18 protein-coding genes and 2 tRNA genes are annotated in these 19,915 nt (G+C 59.4%); 11 read left to right on the forward strand and 9 right to left on the reverse strand.

The genetic code is table 11. The features are described from left to right. Positions 1 to 5 precede the first annotated feature (5 nt). A complete protein-coding gene (locus tag AC13DJ_RS14420; protein ID WP_022988082.1) occupies positions 6 to 548 on the forward strand; it encodes a YecA/YgfB family protein in 543 nt (180 codons plus the stop codon). Here the strand turns inward: AC13DJ_RS14420 and AC13DJ_RS14425 are convergent. Further along, positions 545 to 1,417 (reverse strand): PHP domain-containing protein, encoded by an 873-nt coding sequence (locus AC13DJ_RS14425; RefSeq protein WP_289101074.1) that lies wholly within the window; start codon positions 1,415 to 1,417, stop codon positions 545 to 547. The genes AC13DJ_RS14420 and AC13DJ_RS14425 overlap by 4 nt on opposite strands. 85 nt (positions 1,418 to 1,502) lie before the next feature. Here AC13DJ_RS14425 and AC13DJ_RS14430 point away from each other — a divergent pair, with 85 nt between their 5' ends. Together AC13DJ_RS14430 and AC13DJ_RS14435 are read left to right on the forward strand one after the other, a co-directional pair. Next, a complete protein-coding gene (locus AC13DJ_RS14430) occupies positions 1,503 to 1,802 on the forward strand; it encodes a YciI family protein (protein ID WP_022988084.1) in 300 nt (99 codons plus the stop codon). 121 nt (positions 1,803 to 1,923) lie between these two features. After that, positions 1,924 to 2,589: a TIGR04211 family SH3 domain-containing protein gene (locus tag AC13DJ_RS14435; RefSeq protein WP_058340101.1), complete on the forward strand. Its 666-nt coding sequence runs from the start codon at positions 1,924 to 1,926 to the stop codon at positions 2,587 to 2,589. Between the two features lie 85 nt (positions 2,590 to 2,674). On the opposite strand, the gene rraA is transcribed toward AC13DJ_RS14435, so the two are convergent. Together rraA and ppsA are read right to left on the reverse strand one after the other, a co-directional pair. Beyond that, complete coding sequence (gene rraA / locus AC13DJ_RS14440) at positions 2,675 to 3,154, reverse strand: ribonuclease E activity regulator RraA (RefSeq protein WP_022988086.1); 480 nt, start codon at positions 3,152 to 3,154, stop codon at positions 2,675 to 2,677. Between the two features lie 32 nt (positions 3,155 to 3,186). Beyond that, positions 3,187 to 5,559 (reverse strand): phosphoenolpyruvate synthase, encoded by a 2,373-nt coding sequence (gene ppsA / locus AC13DJ_RS14445; protein ID WP_022988087.1) that lies wholly within the window; start codon positions 5,557 to 5,559, stop codon positions 3,187 to 3,189. A gap of 112 nt (positions 5,560 to 5,671) precedes the next feature. On the opposite strand from ppsA, the gene ppsR reads away from it, so the two are divergent. Further along, the gene (gene ppsR / locus AC13DJ_RS14450) at positions 5,672 to 6,487 is read left to right on the forward strand and encodes a posphoenolpyruvate synthetase regulatory kinase/phosphorylase PpsR (RefSeq protein WP_094624245.1); all 816 of its coding nucleotides are present in this window, start codon (positions 5,672 to 5,674) and stop codon (positions 6,485 to 6,487) included. Here ppsR and AC13DJ_RS14455 read toward each other — a convergent pair. Beyond that, positions 6,484 to 9,408, reverse strand: a complete 2,925-nt coding sequence (locus AC13DJ_RS14455; protein WP_474539955.1) for an insulinase family protein — start codon at positions 9,406 to 9,408, stop codon at positions 6,484 to 6,486. The two genes, ppsR and AC13DJ_RS14455, sit on opposite strands and share 4 nt — an antisense overlap. A gap of 100 nt (positions 9,409 to 9,508) precedes the next feature. Between AC13DJ_RS14455 and AC13DJ_RS14460 the strand changes: the two genes are divergently transcribed. From AC13DJ_RS14460 to AC13DJ_RS14470, 3 genes are all read left to right on the forward strand, one after another. Beyond that, a complete protein-coding gene (locus AC13DJ_RS14460) occupies positions 9,509 to 9,964 on the forward strand; it encodes a hypothetical protein (protein WP_022988090.1) in 456 nt (151 codons plus the stop codon). A gap of 115 nt (positions 9,965 to 10,079) precedes the next feature. Further along, entirely contained in the window at positions 10,080 to 11,375 is a 1,296-nt protein-coding gene (locus AC13DJ_RS14465) for a PEGA domain-containing protein (protein WP_474539956.1), read from the forward strand. Positions 11,376 to 11,430: 55 nt separating this feature from the next. Then, the gene (locus tag AC13DJ_RS14470; protein WP_232901919.1) at positions 11,431 to 12,477 is read left to right on the forward strand and encodes a response regulator; all 1,047 of its coding nucleotides are present in this window, start codon (positions 11,431 to 11,433) and stop codon (positions 12,475 to 12,477) included. Here the strand turns inward: AC13DJ_RS14470 and AC13DJ_RS14475 are convergent. Next, entirely contained in the window at positions 12,457 to 13,002 is a 546-nt protein-coding gene (locus AC13DJ_RS14475; RefSeq protein WP_476129651.1) for an NTP transferase domain-containing protein, read from the reverse strand. The genes AC13DJ_RS14470 and AC13DJ_RS14475 overlap by 21 nt on opposite strands. Positions 13,003 to 13,177: 175 nt before the next feature. Between AC13DJ_RS14475 and AC13DJ_RS14480 the strand changes: the two genes are divergently transcribed. Then, positions 13,178 to 14,029, forward strand: coding sequence for a 6-carboxytetrahydropterin synthase (locus AC13DJ_RS14480; RefSeq protein WP_482932828.1), 852 nt, complete (start codon positions 13,178 to 13,180; stop codon positions 14,027 to 14,029). Between the two features lie 114 nt (positions 14,030 to 14,143). On the opposite strand, the gene AC13DJ_RS14485 is transcribed toward AC13DJ_RS14480, so the two are convergent. The 3 genes from AC13DJ_RS14485 to gltX all read right to left on the reverse strand — a co-directional run bounded on the left by AC13DJ_RS14485 (position 14,144) and on the right by gltX (position 15,900). Beyond that, a tRNA-Glu gene (locus AC13DJ_RS14485) sits at positions 14,144 to 14,219 on the reverse strand. Positions 14,220 to 14,226: 7 nt separating this feature from the next. Further along, a tRNA-Ala gene (locus tag AC13DJ_RS14490) sits at positions 14,227 to 14,302 on the reverse strand. 116 nt (positions 14,303 to 14,418) lie between these two features. After that, positions 14,419 to 15,900 (reverse strand): glutamate--tRNA ligase, encoded by a 1,482-nt coding sequence (gene gltX / locus AC13DJ_RS14495; RefSeq protein ID WP_482932827.1) that lies wholly within the window; start codon positions 15,898 to 15,900, stop codon positions 14,419 to 14,421. Between the two features lie 140 nt (positions 15,901 to 16,040). On the opposite strand from gltX, the gene AC13DJ_RS14500 reads away from it, so the two are divergent. After that, positions 16,041 to 16,967, forward strand: coding sequence for a zinc ABC transporter substrate-binding protein (locus AC13DJ_RS14500; protein ID WP_474539960.1), 927 nt, complete (start codon positions 16,041 to 16,043; stop codon positions 16,965 to 16,967). Here AC13DJ_RS14500 and AC13DJ_RS14505 read toward each other — a convergent pair. Continuing rightward, the gene (locus tag AC13DJ_RS14505) at positions 16,944 to 17,858 is read right to left on the reverse strand and encodes an AEC family transporter (RefSeq protein ID WP_474539961.1); all 915 of its coding nucleotides are present in this window, start codon (positions 17,856 to 17,858) and stop codon (positions 16,944 to 16,946) included. The two genes, AC13DJ_RS14500 and AC13DJ_RS14505, sit on opposite strands and share 24 nt — an antisense overlap. A 257-nt stretch (positions 17,859 to 18,115) precedes the next feature. Between AC13DJ_RS14505 and rnk the strand changes: the two genes are divergently transcribed. Together rnk and AC13DJ_RS14515 are read left to right on the forward strand one after the other, a co-directional pair. Then, a complete protein-coding gene (gene rnk, locus AC13DJ_RS14510; protein ID WP_474539962.1) occupies positions 18,116 to 18,502 on the forward strand; it encodes a nucleoside diphosphate kinase regulator in 387 nt (128 codons plus the stop codon). 101 nt (positions 18,503 to 18,603) lie between these two features. After that, entirely contained in the window at positions 18,604 to 19,782 is a 1,179-nt protein-coding gene (locus AC13DJ_RS14515; RefSeq protein ID WP_482932825.1) for a cytochrome P450, read from the forward strand. The last annotated feature ends 133 nt before the right edge of the window (positions 19,783 to 19,915 follow it).

Raw genomic sequence — 19,915 nt, forward strand, 5'->3', positions numbered from 1 at the left:
TGATTATGCTGACCAATTCGGACATCGAAGCGCTGGAAGACATCCTCTTCGCCGAGCCCTGGGGCGACGACGCCCTGGACTTCTTCGGACTGCACGGGGTGGTATGCGCCAGCGTCGTTGGCCCGGTCAGCCTCGGGGCGGAAGATATCTTCCGCCTTGCCACCGGCGCAGATAACCTGCCCGATGGCGGGGTACCCGAGATCTTCGCTCACTGCGTGAACGAACTCTCCAGGGAAATGGCCCACCTGCTGGATATGGGCCAGTCGCTGGAACTCCCGGAGCCGGAAGACGGCGACCCCATGAACGCACTGGAAAACTGGTGCGCAGGGTTCGTAGACACCTTCCTGGATCACGAGGAAGAATGGCTCGAAGCCGCCGATGAAGAAGAAGTGGCAGACCTGATGGTGCCCATGCTGACACTGTCTGGCCTGTTCGACGATGAAGACTTCCAGAAAGTCCGCAACGACGAGAAACTGGCCAGCCGGATGGCAGAAGCCATCCCGGATTCACTGACCGACTTGTACCTGCTGTTCCACGCGCCGGATTAAACCCCGGCGCTGACCGGCTGCTTGAAATGATGCCAGACGGGCTCCAGCCCCTCTGGCATTTTTGTTATCTTGCCCAGCTCGCACCAGGGCGCACCGGGAAAGTGGAAATCACTGCCCTGCGATGCCAGCAGCTTCTCCCGCCTGGCCAGTTCCGCCACAAAGCCCAGATCACCACTGGACTGCCCGGAAACAGACACCTCGATACCTCGCCCCCCGGCTCTTCGGAAATCCGCCGTCAGCTCTCGCAACTTGGTCGCGGTCAGCTTGTACTTGCGGGGATGCGCCAGCACAGAGATCCCCCCGGCCCGCTCAATCCAGCCAACCACCTCGTCCAGTTCCGGCCAGCAGGCTTTCACATCACCCGGCTTGCCGGTACCCAGATAGCGCTTGAAGGCGGCATCCATTCGGGAGACCACACCCTCATCAATCAGCACCCGGGCAAAGTGGGGGCGGCCCGGAACATCCCCACCGGCATGGGCGGTGGCCTTTTCCAGTAATCCATCCACTTTCAGCTTGGACAGCTTGTCGGCGATCAACCGGGCACGCTGCCAGCGGTTGTCATGCTGGCGCGCCAGCGCTGCCAGGAAATCGGCATCCAAGTGATCAAAATCCAGCCCGACGATATGAATAGCCTGGCTGCGCCATACGCAGGACAGCTCAGTGCCGTTAACCAGTGTCATCCCGTGCCCTGCAGCCGCCTGTCGCGCCGGCTCCAGGCCGTTGATCGTATCGTGGTCAGTCAGGGCCAGGTGGGTAACGCCCTGTTCTGCCGCGCGCTGAACCAGCTCCTCGGGAGCCAATGCGCCATCCGACGCGGTGCTGTGGCAATGCAGGTCGATGCATGGATTCTGGTGTTGGGGTATAGTCACGGGCATTCCTGTCATAAAACGTGGCCACAGTGTATCAGCCTTGGCCTGCGGGCCGTTACCCCGGCCCACGATAACCGGAGCACCTATGTATTACGCCATTATCAGTGAAGACATCCCGGACAGCCTGACCCTGCGCAAACAGGCGCGCCCGGCCCACCTGGCCCGGCTTGAAGACCTCAAAAACCAGGGCCGCCTGCTGGTTGCCGGCCCGCACCCGGCCATCGACTCACCGGAACCGGGCGATTCCGGCTTTACCGGCAGCCTGGTAATTGCCGAGTTTGAATCCCTTGAGCAGGCACAGGCCTGGGCCGATGCCGACCCGTATGTGGATGCTGGTGTTTACAAGGAAGTGAAAGTGAAGCCCTACAAGGTCGCCCTGCCCTGAGCAGCATGAGCGGATTGTAACCCTCGGGCGCTTTTGAACCACGGCCATCCTGTGACAAAATTGGCGCCTTGATTTTCAGGCAAACTAAAGCAACAACCGTCAAACTCAGGGAAACCCGCCCGTGACACCGTTTCGTTTATTTCTCAGCTTACTGCTTATCATCAGCTCGGTTGCCGTGGCCCAGGCCCGAACGGTTTGGGTAGACGACAAAGTTTACCTGCCTGTCCGCACCGGCGCCGGCTCCCAGTTCCGCATTATCGAGAACGCAGTCAGCGGCACCCGCATGGAAGTGCTCGAAACCGGAGACGGCTACACCCGGGTACGCACCTCCAAGGGTAACGAAGGCTGGGTTGCCAGCCAGTATCTGAGCAACCAGCCCATCGCAGAAGACCGCCTGCAACAGGCAACCCGTGACCTTGAAACCGCCCGGACAGAACTGGCCCAGGCCCGGGAGCAGCTCAATGCCGTTACCTCCGAGCGCGACGAACTGGAGAGTGCCGAAAGCAACCTGTCCAGCCGGTCCCGGCAACTGCAGACAGAACTGGAGCGCATCAAGAACATCGCCGCCGACTCCATCAACCTGGAGCGCCGCAACCGGGAGCTTCTGGAAGACAACCAGAAACTGCGTAACGACCTGGAAGTACTGACCGCCGAAAACGAGCGCTTGGAAGCCGGTAAAGAATCCGACTTCATGCTGCTGGGCGCAGGCCTGGTGTTTGCCGGCGTGTTGCTGGCGCTTCTGGTGCCTATGCTTAAGCCTACCCGCAAGACCGACAACTGGGCCTGATCACCGGCCCTTCAAGTTCCAGTCCTGCAAACAAAAACGGCGGCCCACCTGGCCGCCGTTTTTGTTTCTGCTTCCTGCCCCGGAATTACACCAGGGGCTTCTCGGAAACAATGATGCCGTTGTTATCGGCATAGACATACTGCCCCGGGTGGAACGTCACCCCGTGGAAGGTCACCGGAATGTTCAGGTCACCAATGCCACGCTTCTCGGTCTTGCGCGGAATGGTACCCAGCGCCTGAACACCCAGATGGGTCTTGCCGATCTCGTCTACATCGCGGATGCAGCCATAGATAACCAGCCCGGCCCAGCCGTTCTCAGCGGCTTTCTCGGCCAGCATATCGCCCAGCAGCGCATTCCGCTTTGAGCCGCCACCGTCAACCACCATCACCCGGCCGTTGCCCGGCAGGCCAACCTGCTCTTTTACGATGGAGTTATCTTCGAAGCACTTAACCGTTACGATTTCGCCGCCAAACTGGCGAACACCACCGTAGTTGTTGAAGCCGGCTTCCACCACCTGTACTTCCGGAAACTCGTCGCACAGATCCGGCGTAATAATATTGCTCACCTTGCTACTCTCCTTTTTCCGAAGGTTCGTAATCAGTCAATCTTTTCGTCGGCCAGGAAGAACCAGGTATCCAGTACAGAATCCGGGTTCAGGGATACCGTATCGATACCCTCGTCCATCAGCCACTTGGCCAGGTCCGGATGATCCGACGGGCCCTGACCACAGATACCGATGTACTTGCCGGCTTTCTTGCAGGCCTGGATAGCGTTGGACAGGAGGATCTTCACCGCGTCGTTCCGCTCATCGAACAGGTGGGCAATGATGCCGGAATCCCGGTCCAGGCCCAGGGTCAGCTGGGTCAGGTCGTTGGAACCGATAGAGAAGCCATCGAAGTGCTCCAGGAACTGATCCGCCAGCAGAGCGTTGGCCGGCAGCTCGCACATCATGATCACCCGCAGGCCGTTCTCGCCGCGCTTCAGGCCGTTCTCGGCCAGCAGGTTCACCACCTGCTCGGCTTCGCCCACCGTGCGCACAAACGGAACCATCACTTCCACGTTGGTGAGGCCCATCTCGTTGCGCACCTTTTTCAGGGCACGGCATTCCAGCTCGAAACAGTCACGGAAGGTTTCGGAAATATAGCGGGACGCACCACGGAAGCCCAGCATCGGGTTCTCTTCGTCCGGCTCGTACAAAGTACCGCCAATCAGGTTGGCGTACTCGTTGGATTTGAAGTCAGACAGGCGAACAATCACCTTCTTGGGCGCAAAGGCTGCGGCCAGGGTGGAAATACCCTCAACCAGCTTGTCCACGTAGAAGTCCACCGGCGAGGTGTAGCCGGCAATGCGCTTGTCTACGGTCTGCTTGATATCCCGCGGCAGGTTGTCGTAGTTCAGCAGTGCTTTCGGGTGCACGCCGATCATCCGGTTGATGATGAATTCGAGGCGGGCCAGGCCCACACCTTCGTTCGGCAGCGCCTGGAAATCAAAGGCACGGTCCGGGTTGCCCACGTTCATCATGATCTTGAACGGAATGTTGGGCATGGAATCGACGGTGTTCTCACGCAGTTCGAAGTCCAGCGCACCCTCGTAGATCATGCCGGTGTCGCCTTCGGCGCAGGACACAGTCACTTCCTGGCCATCGTTCAGCAGCTCGGTGGCATCACCACAGCCGACTACCGCCGGGATACCCAGCTCACGGGCAATGATCGCCGCGTGGCAGGTACGGCCGCCACGGTCTGTCACAATGGCAGACGCACGCTTCATGACCGGCTCCCAGTCCGGGTCCGTCATGTCTGTTACCAGCACGTCGCCGGGCTGCACACGGTCCATCTCGTTAATGCTGGTGATAATCTTCACCGGGCCACTGCCGATCTTGTGGCCGATACTGCGGCCTTCCACCAGTACCTTGCCGGTTTCTTTCAGCAGGTAGCGCTCCATTACGTTGGCAGACGCACGGCTCTTGACGGTTTCAGGGCGGGCCTGAACGATGTAGATCTTGCCGTCGTCGCCGTCTTTGGCCCACTCGATGTCCATCGGGCGCTGATAGTGCTTTTCGATGATCATGGCCTGCTTGGCCAGTTCTTCTACTTCCGCGTCGGTGATGGAGAAGCTGTTGCGCTCGTCGTGGTCTACCTTCACGGTCTCCACAAACTTACCTTCGCCGGGCTCGGAATGGTAAACCATCTTGATGGCCTTGCTGCCCAGGTTACGGCGCAGCACAGACGGACGGCCCGCTTCCAGGGTCGGCTTGTGTACATAGAATTCGTCAGGGTTTACCGCGCCCTGTACCACTGTCTCGCCCAGGCCATAGGAAGAGGTGATAAACACCACGTCACGGAAACCGGATTCAGTGTCCAGGGTAAACATGACGCCGCTGGAAGCGGTTTCACTGCGCACCATTTTCTGGATACCGGCAGACAGCGCCACCAGCTTGTGGTCAAAGCCGTGGTGAACCCGGTAGGAAATCGCACGGTCGTTGAACAGGGAGGCAAATACTTCTTTTACAGAAACACGAACCTGCTCCAGGCCAACCACGTTCAGGAAGGTTTCCTGCTGGCCAGCGAAAGATGCATCCGGCAGGTCTTCCGCAGTCGCAGAAGAACGAACAGCAACCGCCATGGACTCATTGCCATCCCGGAGTTTCGCGTAGGCCTCTTTCAGGGCATTATCAAGAACGTCGGGGAACGGGGTGTCGATCACCCACTGGCGAATCTGTGCGCCAACCCGGGCCAGCTCGTTAACATCGTTAACGTCCAGGGCATCCAGGGCTTCATCAATGCGGTCTTTCAGGCCATCGGTGGCCAGGAATTCCCGGTAGGCGTGTGCAGTTGTTGCAAAACCGCCAGGAACGGTAACACCTGCATTGGCGAGATTACTGATCATTTCACCGAGGGAAGCGTTCTTGCCTCCAACACGGTCAACATCGGACATTCCCAGGTGGTCAAACCAGATAATGTAATCTTCCAAAGCGTGGTCTCCCTTGAGTCTGTGTGGCGCGGAGTCTCGAATATGGCGGCTATGATACTGTAAGCTGCGGGAATTACCTAGGGACTAGCCTAAAACTGAACGGAAAGAAATCATGAAAAGAACGGCTTTTTTTATCTCGGACGGCACAGGGCTGACCGCCGAAGCACTGGGCCACGCGCTGTTGGCACAGTTTGAAAAAATCGATTTCGAACGGGTAACCGTGCCCTATATTGACGACGAAGACAAAGCCCGCGAGATGGTCATCCGCATCAACAAGGCCGCTGAAGTGGATGGCGAACGGCCCCTGGTGTTCGACACCATTGTGAACAGCACCATCCGCGAGATTATCAGCGATGCCGAAGGCTTCATGATCGATATCTTCGGCACCTTCCTGAGCCCGCTGGAGCAGGAACTGAGTTCGTCGTCGTCTTACTCGGTGGGCAAGTCCCACTCCATCAACAACGAAGGCAGCTACGAGCGGCGCATCCATGCAGTCAACTTTGCACTGGATAACGACGACGGCGCCCGCACCCGCCACTACGACGAAGCAGACCTGATCCTGGTAGGCGCGTCCCGAAGTGGCAAAACGCCGACCTGCCTGTACCTGGCCCTGCAGTACGGCATCAAGGCCGCCAACTATCCGATCACCGAAGAAGACCTGGACGACCAGAAAATGCCGGCGGCCCTGCGGCCCCACAAAGAAAAGCTGTTCGGCCTGACCATCGACCCGGAGCGGCTGGCCACCATCCGTAACGAACGGCGGCCCAATTCCCGGTACTCGTCCATCCAGCAGTGCATGCACGAAATCGAAGAAATCGAGCTGATGTACAAGCGGGAACGCATCCCCTACCTGAACACCACGGCCTATTCGGTGGAAGAGATTTCAACCCGGATTATGGTAACCACCGGGTTGAAACGTCACCGTTAAAGCTCCTGGATAGCCAGCCCCAGCCCTTCGGCAACTTCCCGGTTGTCCGGGCTGGTGACTACCGCCACGCTGGCGTTTTCCGGCTTCAGCCAGGTGTCTGCCACTCGGCGCAGCTCATCCATCGTCACGCCCAGCACCCGCTCCCGGAACCGGGCACGCTGCTCCGGTGACCGGCCAAACAAGCCATTATGGAACGCATGGCGAGCCGCACCGGCCGGAGAACGGGGCCGGTCAAGCTGGCCGATCACGCCCAGAATAGCTTCTTCCAGGGATTGGTGATCATGCTGTTCGGTGCGCAGCCATTCGAGCGCCGCATCGAAATCATCCAGGGTTTCCGCCAGGCGTGGATCGCGGTACGAGAAGAACCGGAACACACCGTTCACACTGTCCTGCCCGGAACCACCACCGTAGGCGCCGCCCTTCTCACGAATAGCCCGGTGCAGGTAACCGTTACGCAGGAAGCCACCCAGTACCGTCAGCGCTGCTGCATCCGGATGGTCCACGGCAACGGTGCTGTAGGCCTTGGCGCAGAAGTTCACCTGGGTAGAGGTCAGCCAGGCTTCGCGGGTGTTGTAGTTCACCGGCTCCATGCTCCAGCTTTCGCTGGTTTCACCGCTGTCGTTCTGCCAGCAGGCTTTCAGGTCGTCCAGCATAGGCGCCAGCTGGCCATCTTCGCCAATCAGCAGGAACTGGCGACCCTGGTTGCGGATCTTGTCATGCAGCGCGGCCAGGCTGGCACAGAAATCCTTCAGGGCCTGTTCGTCTTTCAGGGACTTGTCCAAGGCCTTGGTACCCCGAATCCCTTCCAGGCCACCCAACCGGAACGTCAGCCAGGCGCCGGCGCTCAGACCCTGGGCGGCAGCACCCATGGCCAGTGCGTGGCCACTGCCGGTGACCGCCTGTTCGCGGCGGGCACGGGCCTGGGCCACGATTTCGCGGATGCGATCGTGCTCGTCAAACCGTACACCGGTATACACATCTTTCAGCAGGCGGGTCAGCGCCGCACTGTTGCGGGCCAGGGCCTTGCCGCTGAAGATCAGGTAGCCGGACATAGCCTGTACATCGTCAATCCGGCCCTTGGCGGTGAAGGATGCGCCAATGCCGCCGGATTCTGCGGAAATACGATCCTGCATCTGCAGGTAATCCAGGTCGCCACAACCCAGCTCGGAAATCAGGGTGGTGTAGTAAGGCAACAGCAGCAGTTCGTCTTTGCTCAGGGCCGGAAGTGGCAGGACTACCTGCTGGTACACCAGGCCGTTGGTGCCGCGGGCATACACCGTAGCGCCAATTTCAGCATCGTAACTGCCGACTGGCTCCGGCATCTGCAGGGGCACATCGTCCAGCCCTACCTTCGGCAGAATGGAATCGTCGTCTTTGCGCAGCTGGCGCTCTTCCAGCGCCTGTGCCCGCTCGACAATCTGCTGCACTTCCTCTTCGCTCAGGCTGGCCTTGCGCTTGGCCAGGGTTTCCCGGATCGCCTTCTGATGCTGGCTTTCCAGGTTTTCGTCCGGGCGCAGGGTCAGGGTTACCCGGTGCGGGTTATCCAGCAGTTTGCGACGAATCAGGCCTGGCACGTAGTCCGGGTCTTTGATCTTTTCACGCAGGGTAGCCAGTACCGGCTCAAGGTCCAGCAGCTCCACCGGATCCCCGCCGTGCACCATGGGTGAAATCGCGTGCATGATCAGCTGCAATCCATACGGGAAGCTGTCGCCGGCGATCTCGCGCTGATGCAGTTCCAACTGGTGCAGAATGGCTTCCAGCCGCTCCTGGCTGATGCCTTCGTCGACCACTTTCTGCAAGGTAGACTCCACCAGCTGCTCCAGCTCGGCACGGCGCTCCGGCTCACTGCCTTCAATACCGCACACAAAGGTCATTTCCCGGTTGGAATCTTCCAGCCCGCACATGGGCGATGGCGCGTGGCCCAGATCGGTGGTTTCCAGTGCCCGCATCAGCGGTGATGCACTGTTTTCCAGCAAGACGGAAGACAGCAGCTGGCCTTCAAGGTTTTCCTGCAGGTCAAAGCTGTGGCCCAGCAACCAGCCCATCACAATGTGGGTTTTGTTCTCGGTGCCTTCGCCGTCATTCACCGCATAGCCCTGCTCTACCCGCATAGGGGCGAACATGCGCTTTTCGTCCCGCACCGGCAGCTCGATATCCAGCTTGTCGAACCGCTTCAGGGCCTGCTCTTCGAACTTCTCGTGGTGCTCGTGCGCGGGAATATTGCCGTAGGTGGCAAAAATCGCGTTGCTCGGGTGGTAGTGGTGCTTGTAGAACTTCACCAGGTCATCGTAGCTCAGGTCTACAATGTGGTCCGGCTCACCGCCACTGTTGTAGTGGTAGGTGGTGGTCGGGAACAGGTGGCTGGTCAGGTTCTGCCACAGCTGGGAAGTGGGCGCACTCATGGCCCCCTTCATTTCGTTATAGACCACGCCCCGGTACACCAGGTCGCTGGACGGGTCGTCCGGCTTGTCGAACTCCAGGCGATGGCCTTCCTGGGCAAAGTCCAGCGGGTCCAGCCTGGAGAAGAATACCGAATCCAGGTACACCGACAACAGGTTGTCGAAGTCCTTGCGGTTCATGCTGGCGAACGGGTAGGCGGTCCAGTCGCTGCTGGTAAAGGCGTTCATGAAGGTATTCAGGGAACGCCGGATCATCATGAAAAACGGGTCGCGAACGGGATAACGCTCACTGCCGCACAGTGCCGTATGCTCGAGAATGTGCGCAACACCGGTGGAGTCCATCGGGAAGGTACGCAGGGCCACGAAAAACACGTTCTCGTCGTTATCTGCCGCCAGGTGAAGATGGCGGGCACCGGTTTTCTTGTGGCGATACTCCTCAACCTCCAGGTTAAGGGTGCCAATCCGGTGACTGCGAATTTTCTCGAAAGCCGGATGGATTGCGTTGTCTGTCGCTGCAGCCATTAAAACGATCCTGTGTATTGAACAATTGGAGAATTACAGGGTAACACGTACTATCGGATATGATGCACGGAACGGACTCAACAAGGTAGCCTGCCGATTTATGACAGACCATACCCAGAAGCACATAGACTCTCCTGAAGTAGCCGCCTGGTGGGCCGAACGCCGCCGGTACCTGGAGCAGATCCGCAAAACACCGGAACTCAGACGGCAGTTTCGCAAGGAAGTTGCCCTCTACCTGCTACGCCGCGCCCTGTGGTGTTACGGCTTCTTCCCCGTGGTGATCGCCTTCTGGCTGCCCTTTGTACTGTCCAGTTTTAACCCGGTGGTGATGGCCAACAGCCTGATCCCCATGCTGCAGGAGTTCGTTGCCTCCAACCCGGAACAACAGGCCACCACCCTGAGCACCCTGACCATCGCCTGGCTGTCCATCGGCAGCTTTTTCCTGGTGTTCGACTTCGTTCTGACCCCGTTCCGGTCACCCTATGAATATGAAGCCGATGTATACATGAAGGCGTGGGAGCAGGTTAACCATGACCCGCTTCCGGACAAAGTGTGATTTGGCCAGCATTCTGACCAACTGCAGGCGGTTTCTGTTACATAACGTTGCAGACAGTGGTTAAGATGAAACCATAACAAAAGCATCCGGAACGTATGGATCACGAGGTTTCATCATGGTCGATTTCAGACCACTGCTGTTCATCAACGCGCTTGCCCTAATGCTGCTGGTTACTGCCGGATTTGCCTCGGTACGCAAAGACATTGCCCTGCCCGTAGCCCAGGCGCCCCAGGTGGAAGCCGCCATTGCCAAAGCCAGTGCAGAGCCAGACCCGGAGCCCGCCGAAACCCCGGAAATGGTCTTTGCCGATGCAGAACCCCAGCCTGAGCCCGAACCAGAGCCTGCCCCACAGGTTCAACCCGAGCCGGCCCCGGAACCCGAACAGCCCCTGATTGCCGAACCCTTCTCGGTTGAACCCATGCCCGAAGAGCCGGAAATGCTTGCCATGGCCGAGCCCGTGGCTGCTATCTCAGCCCCGACAGCCACACCGGCACCAAAGGCCGAACCCGAAACTGCCGCCAAACCTGCTCCGGAGCCCGAACCAGCCACCACCGGCAAGCTGGTACTGCGCTCCAACGTGGTGGGCGATGTGGTCACCATTAACGGCCGCAACTATGGCGCCACCCGCCTGGACCTGGAACTGGACCCCGGCCGTTACGACGTCACCATTGCCAAGCCCGGCTACCAGCCCTGGACCAATTCGGTGGCCCTGAAAGCCGGCCAGCAGATGACCCTGGTTGGCCAGCTGGAAGAACTCACCCGCGTAGAATTCCGCAACGGCCAGTGGCTGGGTGGTGTTAAAACCGGCGATGGCACTTACGAAGACGATACCGGCCTGCGTTACGAAGGCCACTTTATCGATGGCAAGTTCCACGGTGAAGGCACCGCCTGGTATCCGGATGGCAGCCGCTACAACGGCCTTTTCGAACGCAACGAATTCCATGGCAAGGGCACCCTGGCCCGGGCCAACGGCGACACCCTGACCGGCAACTGGGCCCAGGGCAACCTGCACGGACAGGGTTCCCTGACCACCACCGGCGGTATGCTTTATGTGGGCGGCTTCCGCAATGGCGAGTTCCACGGCCAGGGCGCACTCACCTACCCCGATGGCCGCACCTATGAAGGCGAATTCTCCAATGGTGAATTCCACGGCCAGGGCACAGAAATTTTTGCAGACGGGAAGAAGTACGATGGGCAATACATGGAAGGAAAATTCCATGGCAAGGGGCTGCTGCGCAACCCCAACGGAAGCTCCATCGAAGCCACTTTCCGCCACGGTGAACCCTACGGACAGGTTCGCCTGACAACCGCAGCCGGCGAAATATTTACCGCCCGCTCAACGGAACCCGGTGTGTGTTATCGGGAGAAAAGCTATCGGGCCACCCAGTGCCCGCAACTGGAAGGCTGGTAATCAAAAACCCGGTCGCAGCACCCACGCGTCAGCAGTAACAGGTTGAGGAAGTGACATGCCAATCAAGAATGCTCTGCTTGTGGACGACTCCAAGGTAGCCCGGTTTGCCCTCAGCAAACTGCTCGAGAGTCGTGACATGGAAGTGAACATGGCAAGCTCTGCCGAGGAAGCCCTGGACTTCCTGAAAAACAACGGCCGCCCGGATGTGATCTTCATGGATCACCTGATGCCCGGCATGAACGGCGTAGAGGCCACCAAGGCCATCAAGGGCAACCCGGACACCGCCGGCATTCCGATTATCATGTGCACCTCCAAGAAATCCTCCGATTTCACGGAAGAAGCCAGGAACTTCGGCATCTACAGCATCCTCACCAAGCCGCCCCAGACCGAGCGTCTGGAGCTCGCCCTGCAGGAGCTGGCCAACGACGTAGAGCACGGCACCCTGCCGGAGCCGCCAGCCGAGATGGAATCCGCCGAGGTCGAGCCGAAATCCGAGATCAACCTGAACGGCCACGCCGGCGCCGATGTGGTGCCGCTGACCAGCAATCTGATCGAACAGATTTCCCGTTCCGCCGTGAAAACCCACATCAACAACCGCCTGCACGAACTGCTGAGTGACCTGTTTGATGAACAGTACGACCACTTGAAACGGGCCCTGGACGACTCCCGGAGCAAGCAGGAGGCGGAGCTGGAAGAACGCCTGAACACTCTCACCGCGATGGTCGACGAGCGCACCCGCAACCTGCGGGACGACGTAGCCGCCGAGGTGAACATCAACCTGGGCCGGGAACTGTCGGCCCTGAAGAAAGAACTCTCGAAAACCGCCGGCTTTACCCCCGATCACCTGGCCGAGCTGAAAGACCACATCACCAATGTGCAGACCATCGACACCGAGTTCTGGCAAACCCTGCAGTCTGAAGCCATTCAGCAGGCCCACGAAATCTCCCGTGAAACCGCGGAAGACATCGCCCAGCGCACCATCGACCTGTACGTCTCGCAGCAGCGCTCCGCCAACTCCCGCATGTACACGCTGGGCCTGGCCGTGAGCCTCGGCATTTTCAGTGTGGGTATCGCCTGGCTGTCAGGCCTGTTCGGTGCTTAACACCGCACGTACCTGACGCCAGTCGCCGGGGGTGTCGACATCCTGTTGCACCCCGGCAATCTCTACCCGGCCGGCTCCCGCACGGTTCAGGATAACACCCGCTCCGGCATCCCCTTCCAGCTGAAATACCTGCGGCCAAAGGGCCCTCGGAATCCACGCCGGCACTCCCGTTCTGCGCCCGTAACTGGCACCCAGGGCTTTTGCCGGGTTATCCCGGGCCTGCCGGGCCAGCTGCTTCAGGCCGTCCACATCCAATAACGGCTGATCCCCCAACACCACAAACACGCCCAATACCCGCGGCCCCAGGGCGGCCACACCCGCCTTCAGGGATTCCGCCAGCCCGGCCTGCCAGTTGTCGCACACAATCCAGCTTGCCGGCTGCCTGTGGCAGCGAAAACGCACCAGCGGATATCCGGCACCAGCCACCACCGTGATCTGCGCCGACAACTGCCGGGCCTGGCCAATGGCGTTATCCAGCAACGTGCCCCGCCCAGGAACCCGCAACAACTGTTTGTAATGCCCCATACGGGAGGCACGGCCCGCCGCCAGCACCAATGCCGGAAACTGCTGATCGTGAGAACAAGGGTTGATGGTTAAGATGCCGGATTCCTTAATAGCGTGGATAGCTGCAGTAAACTGCTGAATCCCGCGATTTTTGCTAGAATTCCGCCACCATGCAACCAAATTAGCCGGACCATTGATGAACCACCTCTTTGTCGACAACCTCACCGTGATTGACTTCGCCTACCTGGACCCAAGCCGGGGCCTTGTGGGTGAAAGCTGGATTGCCGACGTGGTTCTGGGCGGCGAACTGGACGAACAGGGCATGGTGTTCGATTTCAGCCTGGTAAAACGCACCATCAAACGGGTGATCGACGAGCGGGTAGACCACCGCCTGGTGATCCCCCGTGGCTATGAAGGCCTGCACTGGGACGAAGAAACCCCGGACACCTTTATATGGGACCTGACCGACGGCAGCCGCATCGAACACCGCTCACCGGATGAAGCCGTGGTGTGGCTGTCCTCAGACCGCGTAGTCCCCTCGGCCGTAGCCGCTCTGCTGGAAAGAGAACTGATGGCAGTACTGCCCGGCAACGTCACCTCCGTGGAAATCAACCTGCGGGAAGACGTGATTGAAGGCGCTTACTACCACTACGTACACGGCCTGAAGAAACACCTGGGCAACTGCCAGCGCATCGCCCACGGCCACCGCTCCCCCATCCGCATCGACCGCAACGGCCACCGGGACTACGACCTGGAAAACCGCTGGGCCAAACTGTGGAAGGATATCTACGTAGGCACCGAAGAAGACGTAACCCGCCGCTTTGTAGGCGACGACGGCGCGGCGTACATCACCTTCGAATACGAAGCCAACCAGGGCGAATTCGCCCTCACTCTGCCGGAAAGCCGCGTGTACATGCTGGATACAGACACCACCGTAGAGCTGATTGCCGCGCATATTGCCGACACGCTGAAGGCAGAGTTTCCGGAAGACGAGATTCGGGTGAAGGCTTATGAAGGCGTGGGCAAGGGAGCGATTGCCGCCCGCTAGGGGTCAGACCCCCGTTGGGGAGTCTGACCCCGGGGGCAAATTCTAGGCACAAAAAAACCGCCCGAAGGCGGTTTTTTTGATGGCTTTCCGGTGGACTAAACCGTCAAGCCGTATTGGCGTCCCCTAGGGGGTTCGAACCCCTGTTGCCGCCGTGAAAGGGCGGAGTCCTAGGCCACTAGACGAAGGGGACTAGAAATTGGTGGAGCCAAGCGGGATCGAACCGCTGACCTCAACACTGCCAGTGTTGCGCTCTCCCAGCTGAGCTATGGCCCCTCAACGGATGCGTATATTAAGGATCCGCCCCGGGGGCGTCAACACTTGAAAACGCTTTTTTTAAAGTTTTTTGAACATCCCTGTTCACATCGTTCAATTAACCCACAAACCGCTTATTAAATATCCAGAGCGGCGTATTCTTTCTCTACTTTCTTGGTTTCTTTCTTGGAGAAACCACCCATTACGTCCAGTGCGGTGCGCAAACGGGCGCGGGTCATGTCCGGGCCAAGCAGGGCCATGGAGTCCATCACCGACCAGGAATTGGGCGTTCCGGCAATGGCCACGAAGATCGAGAACATGAAATCCCCCATCTTCAGGTCCATGGCCTTGGCCAGGGCCTTGATGTCGGCAAAGATGGTTTCCTTGCTCCAGTGGCGCTGGGCCTCCAGCTTCCACAGGGTGAACTGCAGCACCCGCTTGACCTGGGCTTCTTCCAGCTTGTTGTGGGCGAAGTCTTCCGGCTTCAGGTTCAGCATGCCGCTGAACATGAACTGGGCCATGGGGGCAACGTCAGAGAACACCTCTGCCCTGCCCTTGATGTGCGGCACCAGCGCTTGCAGGTCATCACGGTTGAACCACCACTGGTGCATCCGCTCCATGAACTGCTCGTCGCTCAGCTCATCGCGAATCCACTGGCCGTTCAGCCAGCGCAGCTTCTCCACATCAAACACCGGGCCACCGAGGGACACACGCTGGATGTCGAAGTTCTCGATCATCTCATCCAGGGTGAACTTCTCGCGCTCGTCCGGCATGGACCAGCCCATGCGGCCCAGATAGTTGGTGACCGCCTCCGGCAAAAAGCCCATGCGCTCATAGAAGTTGATGCTGGTGGGGTTCTTGCGCTTCGACAGCTTGCTCTTGTCCGGGTTACGCAGCAGCGGCAGGTGGCAAAGCTCCGGCATGTCCCAGCCAAAGTACTGGTACAGCAGCTTGTGCTTAGGCGCGGAGTTGATCCACTCCTCACCCCGCAGCACGTGGGTAATGCCCATCAAATGATCATCCACCACGTTAGCCAGGTGGTAGGTAGGCATGCCATCGGATTTCAGCAGGATCTGGCAGTCCACCTGGGCCCAGTCAATTTCGATGGTGCCCCGGAGCATGTCCTGGATCTCGCACACACCTTCGTCCGGCACCTTCATGCGGATAACGTAAGACTCGCCGGCATCCAGGCGACGCTTCACTTCGTCTGCCGGCAACTCCAGATCACCCTTGATACCCGGGTTCAGGCCCTGGGCCTTGCGCTCTTCGCGGATGGCGTCCAGTTCTTCCGGAGTGCGGAAGCAATAGAAGGCATGGCCGGCGGTAACCAGGTCTTCTGCATACTGGCCGTACATGTGCTTACGCTCAGACTGGCGATAAGGGCCGTGGGGGCCGCCCACATCGGGGCCTTCATCCCAGTTCAGGCCCAGCCAGCGCAGGGCCTTGAGAATATCCTGCTCGGATTCCGCCGTGCTACGGGCCTGATCCGTGTCTTCAATGCGCAGAATGAACTGGCCACCGTGCTGGCGTGCAAAACACAGGTTGAACAAGGCCACGTAGGCGGTACCAACGTGTGGATCGCCAGTGGGCGACGGGGCAATTCGGGTGCGTACTGTCATGAAACCATCCTGAAAATAAGTGGCCGATTTATAAAGGGCGCATTATAGCGGCCATGGGGCGGTTTCGCATGATCGGCTTTGCACCAACTGCCGTTAATGTAATATTATAACGTTTCAGGACATCATCAGGATTCAGTACCATGAAACGCAGCACCCTCTCTCTCGCCCTTGGCATGGCCGCGGCCGTTACCGCCTTTCCGGCCTCTGCCGCCAACGTTGTTACCTCCATCAAGCCTCTGGAACTGCTGGTGAAAGCGGTGGCCGGCGACAGCGTGCAGGTTTCAACCCTGGTACCTGCCGGCTCCAGCCCCCACAACTACACCATGAAACCCTCCCAGCGCCGAGCCCTGGAACAGGCCGACGCCATCTTCTGGGTTGGGCCGGAGATGGAAACCTTCCTCAGCCGCCTGCTCGGTGGCCATGAATTCGACGGCAGGGTGGTGGCCTTTACCGACGTGCCGGAAGGTGAAGACAATCATCACGAAGATGAACACAGCGGCCACGATCACCACGACGACCATGGCCACGACCACGGAGACGGCGAAGACCCGCACATCTGGACAGACCCGCAACTGGCCCTGGACATGGCACGGGACATCCACGCCAGACTGGTCACGCTGGAGGATATGAAGAAAGAAGAACTGGACGCCAACCTTGCCCGGTTCGAGCAAGACCTGAATGCAGCAGAACAGGACATCAAAGCCAGCCTGGCACCGCTTCACAGCATCAGCCTGTTTGCCTACCACAGCGCCTTTGAACGCTTTGCCGAACACTATGAACTGCAACTGGATGGCGTGCTCACCCTGAACCCGGAGCTGTCCCCCGGCGCCCGGCACATTGCCGAAGTGCAGGACAAGCTGCGCCAGGCCAACCAGCCCTGCCTACTGACCGAACCCCAGTTCAACCGCCAGTGGTGGCGTTCCATTACGGAAGGCCTGAACGTGACCTTCAGCACCTGGGACCCGCTGGCCACCGATATCGAATCGACCAGCGAAGGCTACATCCGGTTCCAGCAATCCATTGCGGACGCTGTACTGGAATGCCTACCAGAACAGGCTCAACATTAACGGAATGGTGACCATCGCCAGCAAGGTCTGCCCGCTGATGATCCCTGCCATCAGCGGCGCATCACCGCCCAGCTGGCGTGCCAGGATGTAAGCCGAGGTGGCGGTAGGCAACGCTGCCAGCAACACCGCCACCTGCACCAACAAACCACTCAGCCCCAGCGCCCAGGCCAGCCCCACCACCATGGCGGGGAAGGCCAGCAGCTTCAACCCGGACGACACCAGGAAGGGCGCCGAAGCTCCTCGCAAGGCACTGAGCTGCAATCCAGCCCCAACTGTCATCAAGCCCATGGGCAGCGCCAGGTTACTCAGGGGCGCCAGGATGCCCGCCAGCAGCGGATGGAAACCGATCTGGAACCAGCTCCACAACACCCCCAGCACCGATCCGACTATCAGCGGGTTGGTCACAATCGCCCGCAACACCTGAACCACGCTGACTTTATCCTGCCCCGCCACCAGCGAGAACATCAGAATGCACAGCAGGTTCAGCAACGGCACCATAATGGCCACCGCGATGGCCGTCAGGGACAGCCCATCATCCCCCAGCAGCATTCCGCCCGCCGCCAGGCCCACATAGGAGTTAAAGCGAATAGCGCCCTGATACACCGAGGAAAACACCGGCCCGCTCCAGCGCCAGAACAGCTGAACCGCCACCAGCACCGCCGCCATCGCCAGTAGCATGGCCACAATCAGCAACGCGGTGTCGGCATAGGCCGAGGCCGGCAACCTGGCCTGCCCCAGTTTGAACACCAGCATGGCCGGGAAAAGAATGTAATATGTGAACCGCTCCGCCTGGGGCCAGAAATCCCCGCCCGGGAAGTTCAGCCGCCGTAAAACATGGCCCAACATGATCAATACGAAAACCGGAAACAGGGCCTGTACAACTACCGGCATGCCATCATCCTTTTAACCGTTGCCATTTTGCTCTTTGGGAGTTAGATTCAGCCTATAGCATCCTATAACGGACTGATTCGAACAACGTGAACAGCCAGATTTCCTGTATTCACACATCCTCTTTGGCACTGCGGTCTTCCTCTGCGAACACCGGCAGGGCTGCTATCCGCCTCTGATTTCGCTGAATCCACCTTACAACCCTTCCGGATTCAGCGCTTAAAACCAAACATTGTTGAACCATTTTTCCGGAGATTTCTATGTCTGAATTACCTTCTATTACTGTTGCCGAAGAAGATTACAACCGCCTGAGCACCCTGCTCGAGCGCATAGCCGGCAAGTCCGATGTCGCCGATAGCCTGGAAGACGAACTCAGCCGGGCAGACCTCGTGCCCCTGGCAGAAATGCCCGAAGGTGTGGTCACCATGAATTCGCTGGTGCGCTTTGTGGATGAAGACGCCGGCAAAGAACACGAAATGATGCTGGTTTACCCCCACGAAGTGGGCGATGCAGACCACAAGGTTTCCATCCTGGCCCCGGCCGGTGCCGCCATGCTGGGCCTGAGCATCGGCGACAGCATCGAATGGCCCATGAAAGGCCGCAAGCCCATCCACCTGAAGGTGGTGAGCGTTACCCGCGGCGCATAAGCAATTTCCTTTACAAATGTCATAAATTGACATTTCTCCAAATGGCCAGCGGCCTCCGGTGTTAGCCTGAAAGCAAGCTAACGAGACCATCAGGAGGCCGTATGACCGAACAGCGCCACGAAGACTGGGACCCAAGAGCCGCCAGCGTACAGAAAGACCAGATCCGCGCGTACGACGACATGCGCGAACGCTGCCCCGTGGCCTGGAGCGACTACCAGCAATGGACGCTGTTCCGCCATGCAGACGTCATGGCGGTTCTGGAAGACCACGACACCTTCAGTAACGCCGTGTCTGCCCACCTGTCCGTTCCCAACGGCATGGACCCGCCCGAGCACACCCCTTACCGCAAAGTGATCGAGCCTTACTTCGCCCCGGAACCCATGGCCCGGTTCGAACCGGTGTGCCGTGAAATAGCCGCGGGGCTAGTCAGTAAGCTGGCACAGGGTGAAGCCGTTAACGTGGTCGATGCCCTCAGCCGCCCCTTCGCCCTGCATATCCAGTGCGCCTTCATGGGCTGGCCCGAGCGCCTGCACGAACCCCTGGCGGAATGGGTGCGCAAGAACCACCGCGCCACCCTCGCCCGGGACCGCGATGCCATGGCCGCTGTGGCCCAGGAATTCGACGGCTACATTACCGATATGCTGAACACCCGCCGCCAGGCTGGCGACCAGGCACCGGACGACGTCACCACATCGCTGATGCGCGAACAGGTGAACGGCAAACCCATGACCGATGACGAGCTGGTCAGCCTGATGCGCAACTGGACCGTGGGCGAATTGGCCACCATTTCCGCCTCCGTCTCGATACTGCTGAACTACCTGGCCCGGCACCCGGCTTTAATGGCCGACCTGAAAGCCGCACCGGAGCTGCTGCCCGAAGCCATCGACGAAATCCTGCGCATGGATGCTCCGCTGATCTCCAACCGCCGGGTAACCACCCGCGAAGTCGAAATCGGCGGCCGCACCATTCCGGCCGGCGAGAAAATCACCCTCCTCTGGGCCTCCGCCAACCGGGACGAAGCCGAATTCGGCAACCCGGACAGCTACTGCCCGCACCAGAACGCCGGCAAAAACCTGCTCTACGGCGCCGGCATCCACGTATGCCCGGGTGCGCCCCTGGCCAGGATGGAACTGCAGGTATTCATGGAAGAATTCCTGAAGCAGATAGCCGCCATAGACATCGCAAAAGACGAACAACCAGAACGCGCCATGTTCCCCACCGGCGGCTTCAACCACCTACCCCTGATCTTCCACGGGGGTCAGACCCCCGGTATGAAGTGACCCCCGAAAGTTGGACACCGACTTTTGGGGAGTCACATGACAAGAACACATAGTGAAGCATTCAAATTAAAGATGGTGAAGCTTTACCTCGAAGGCGGGGCCAGCTTCAACCGCATCTCCAGAGAATTCAATG

Source organism: Marinobacter sp. L-46 (assembly GCF_056859535.1).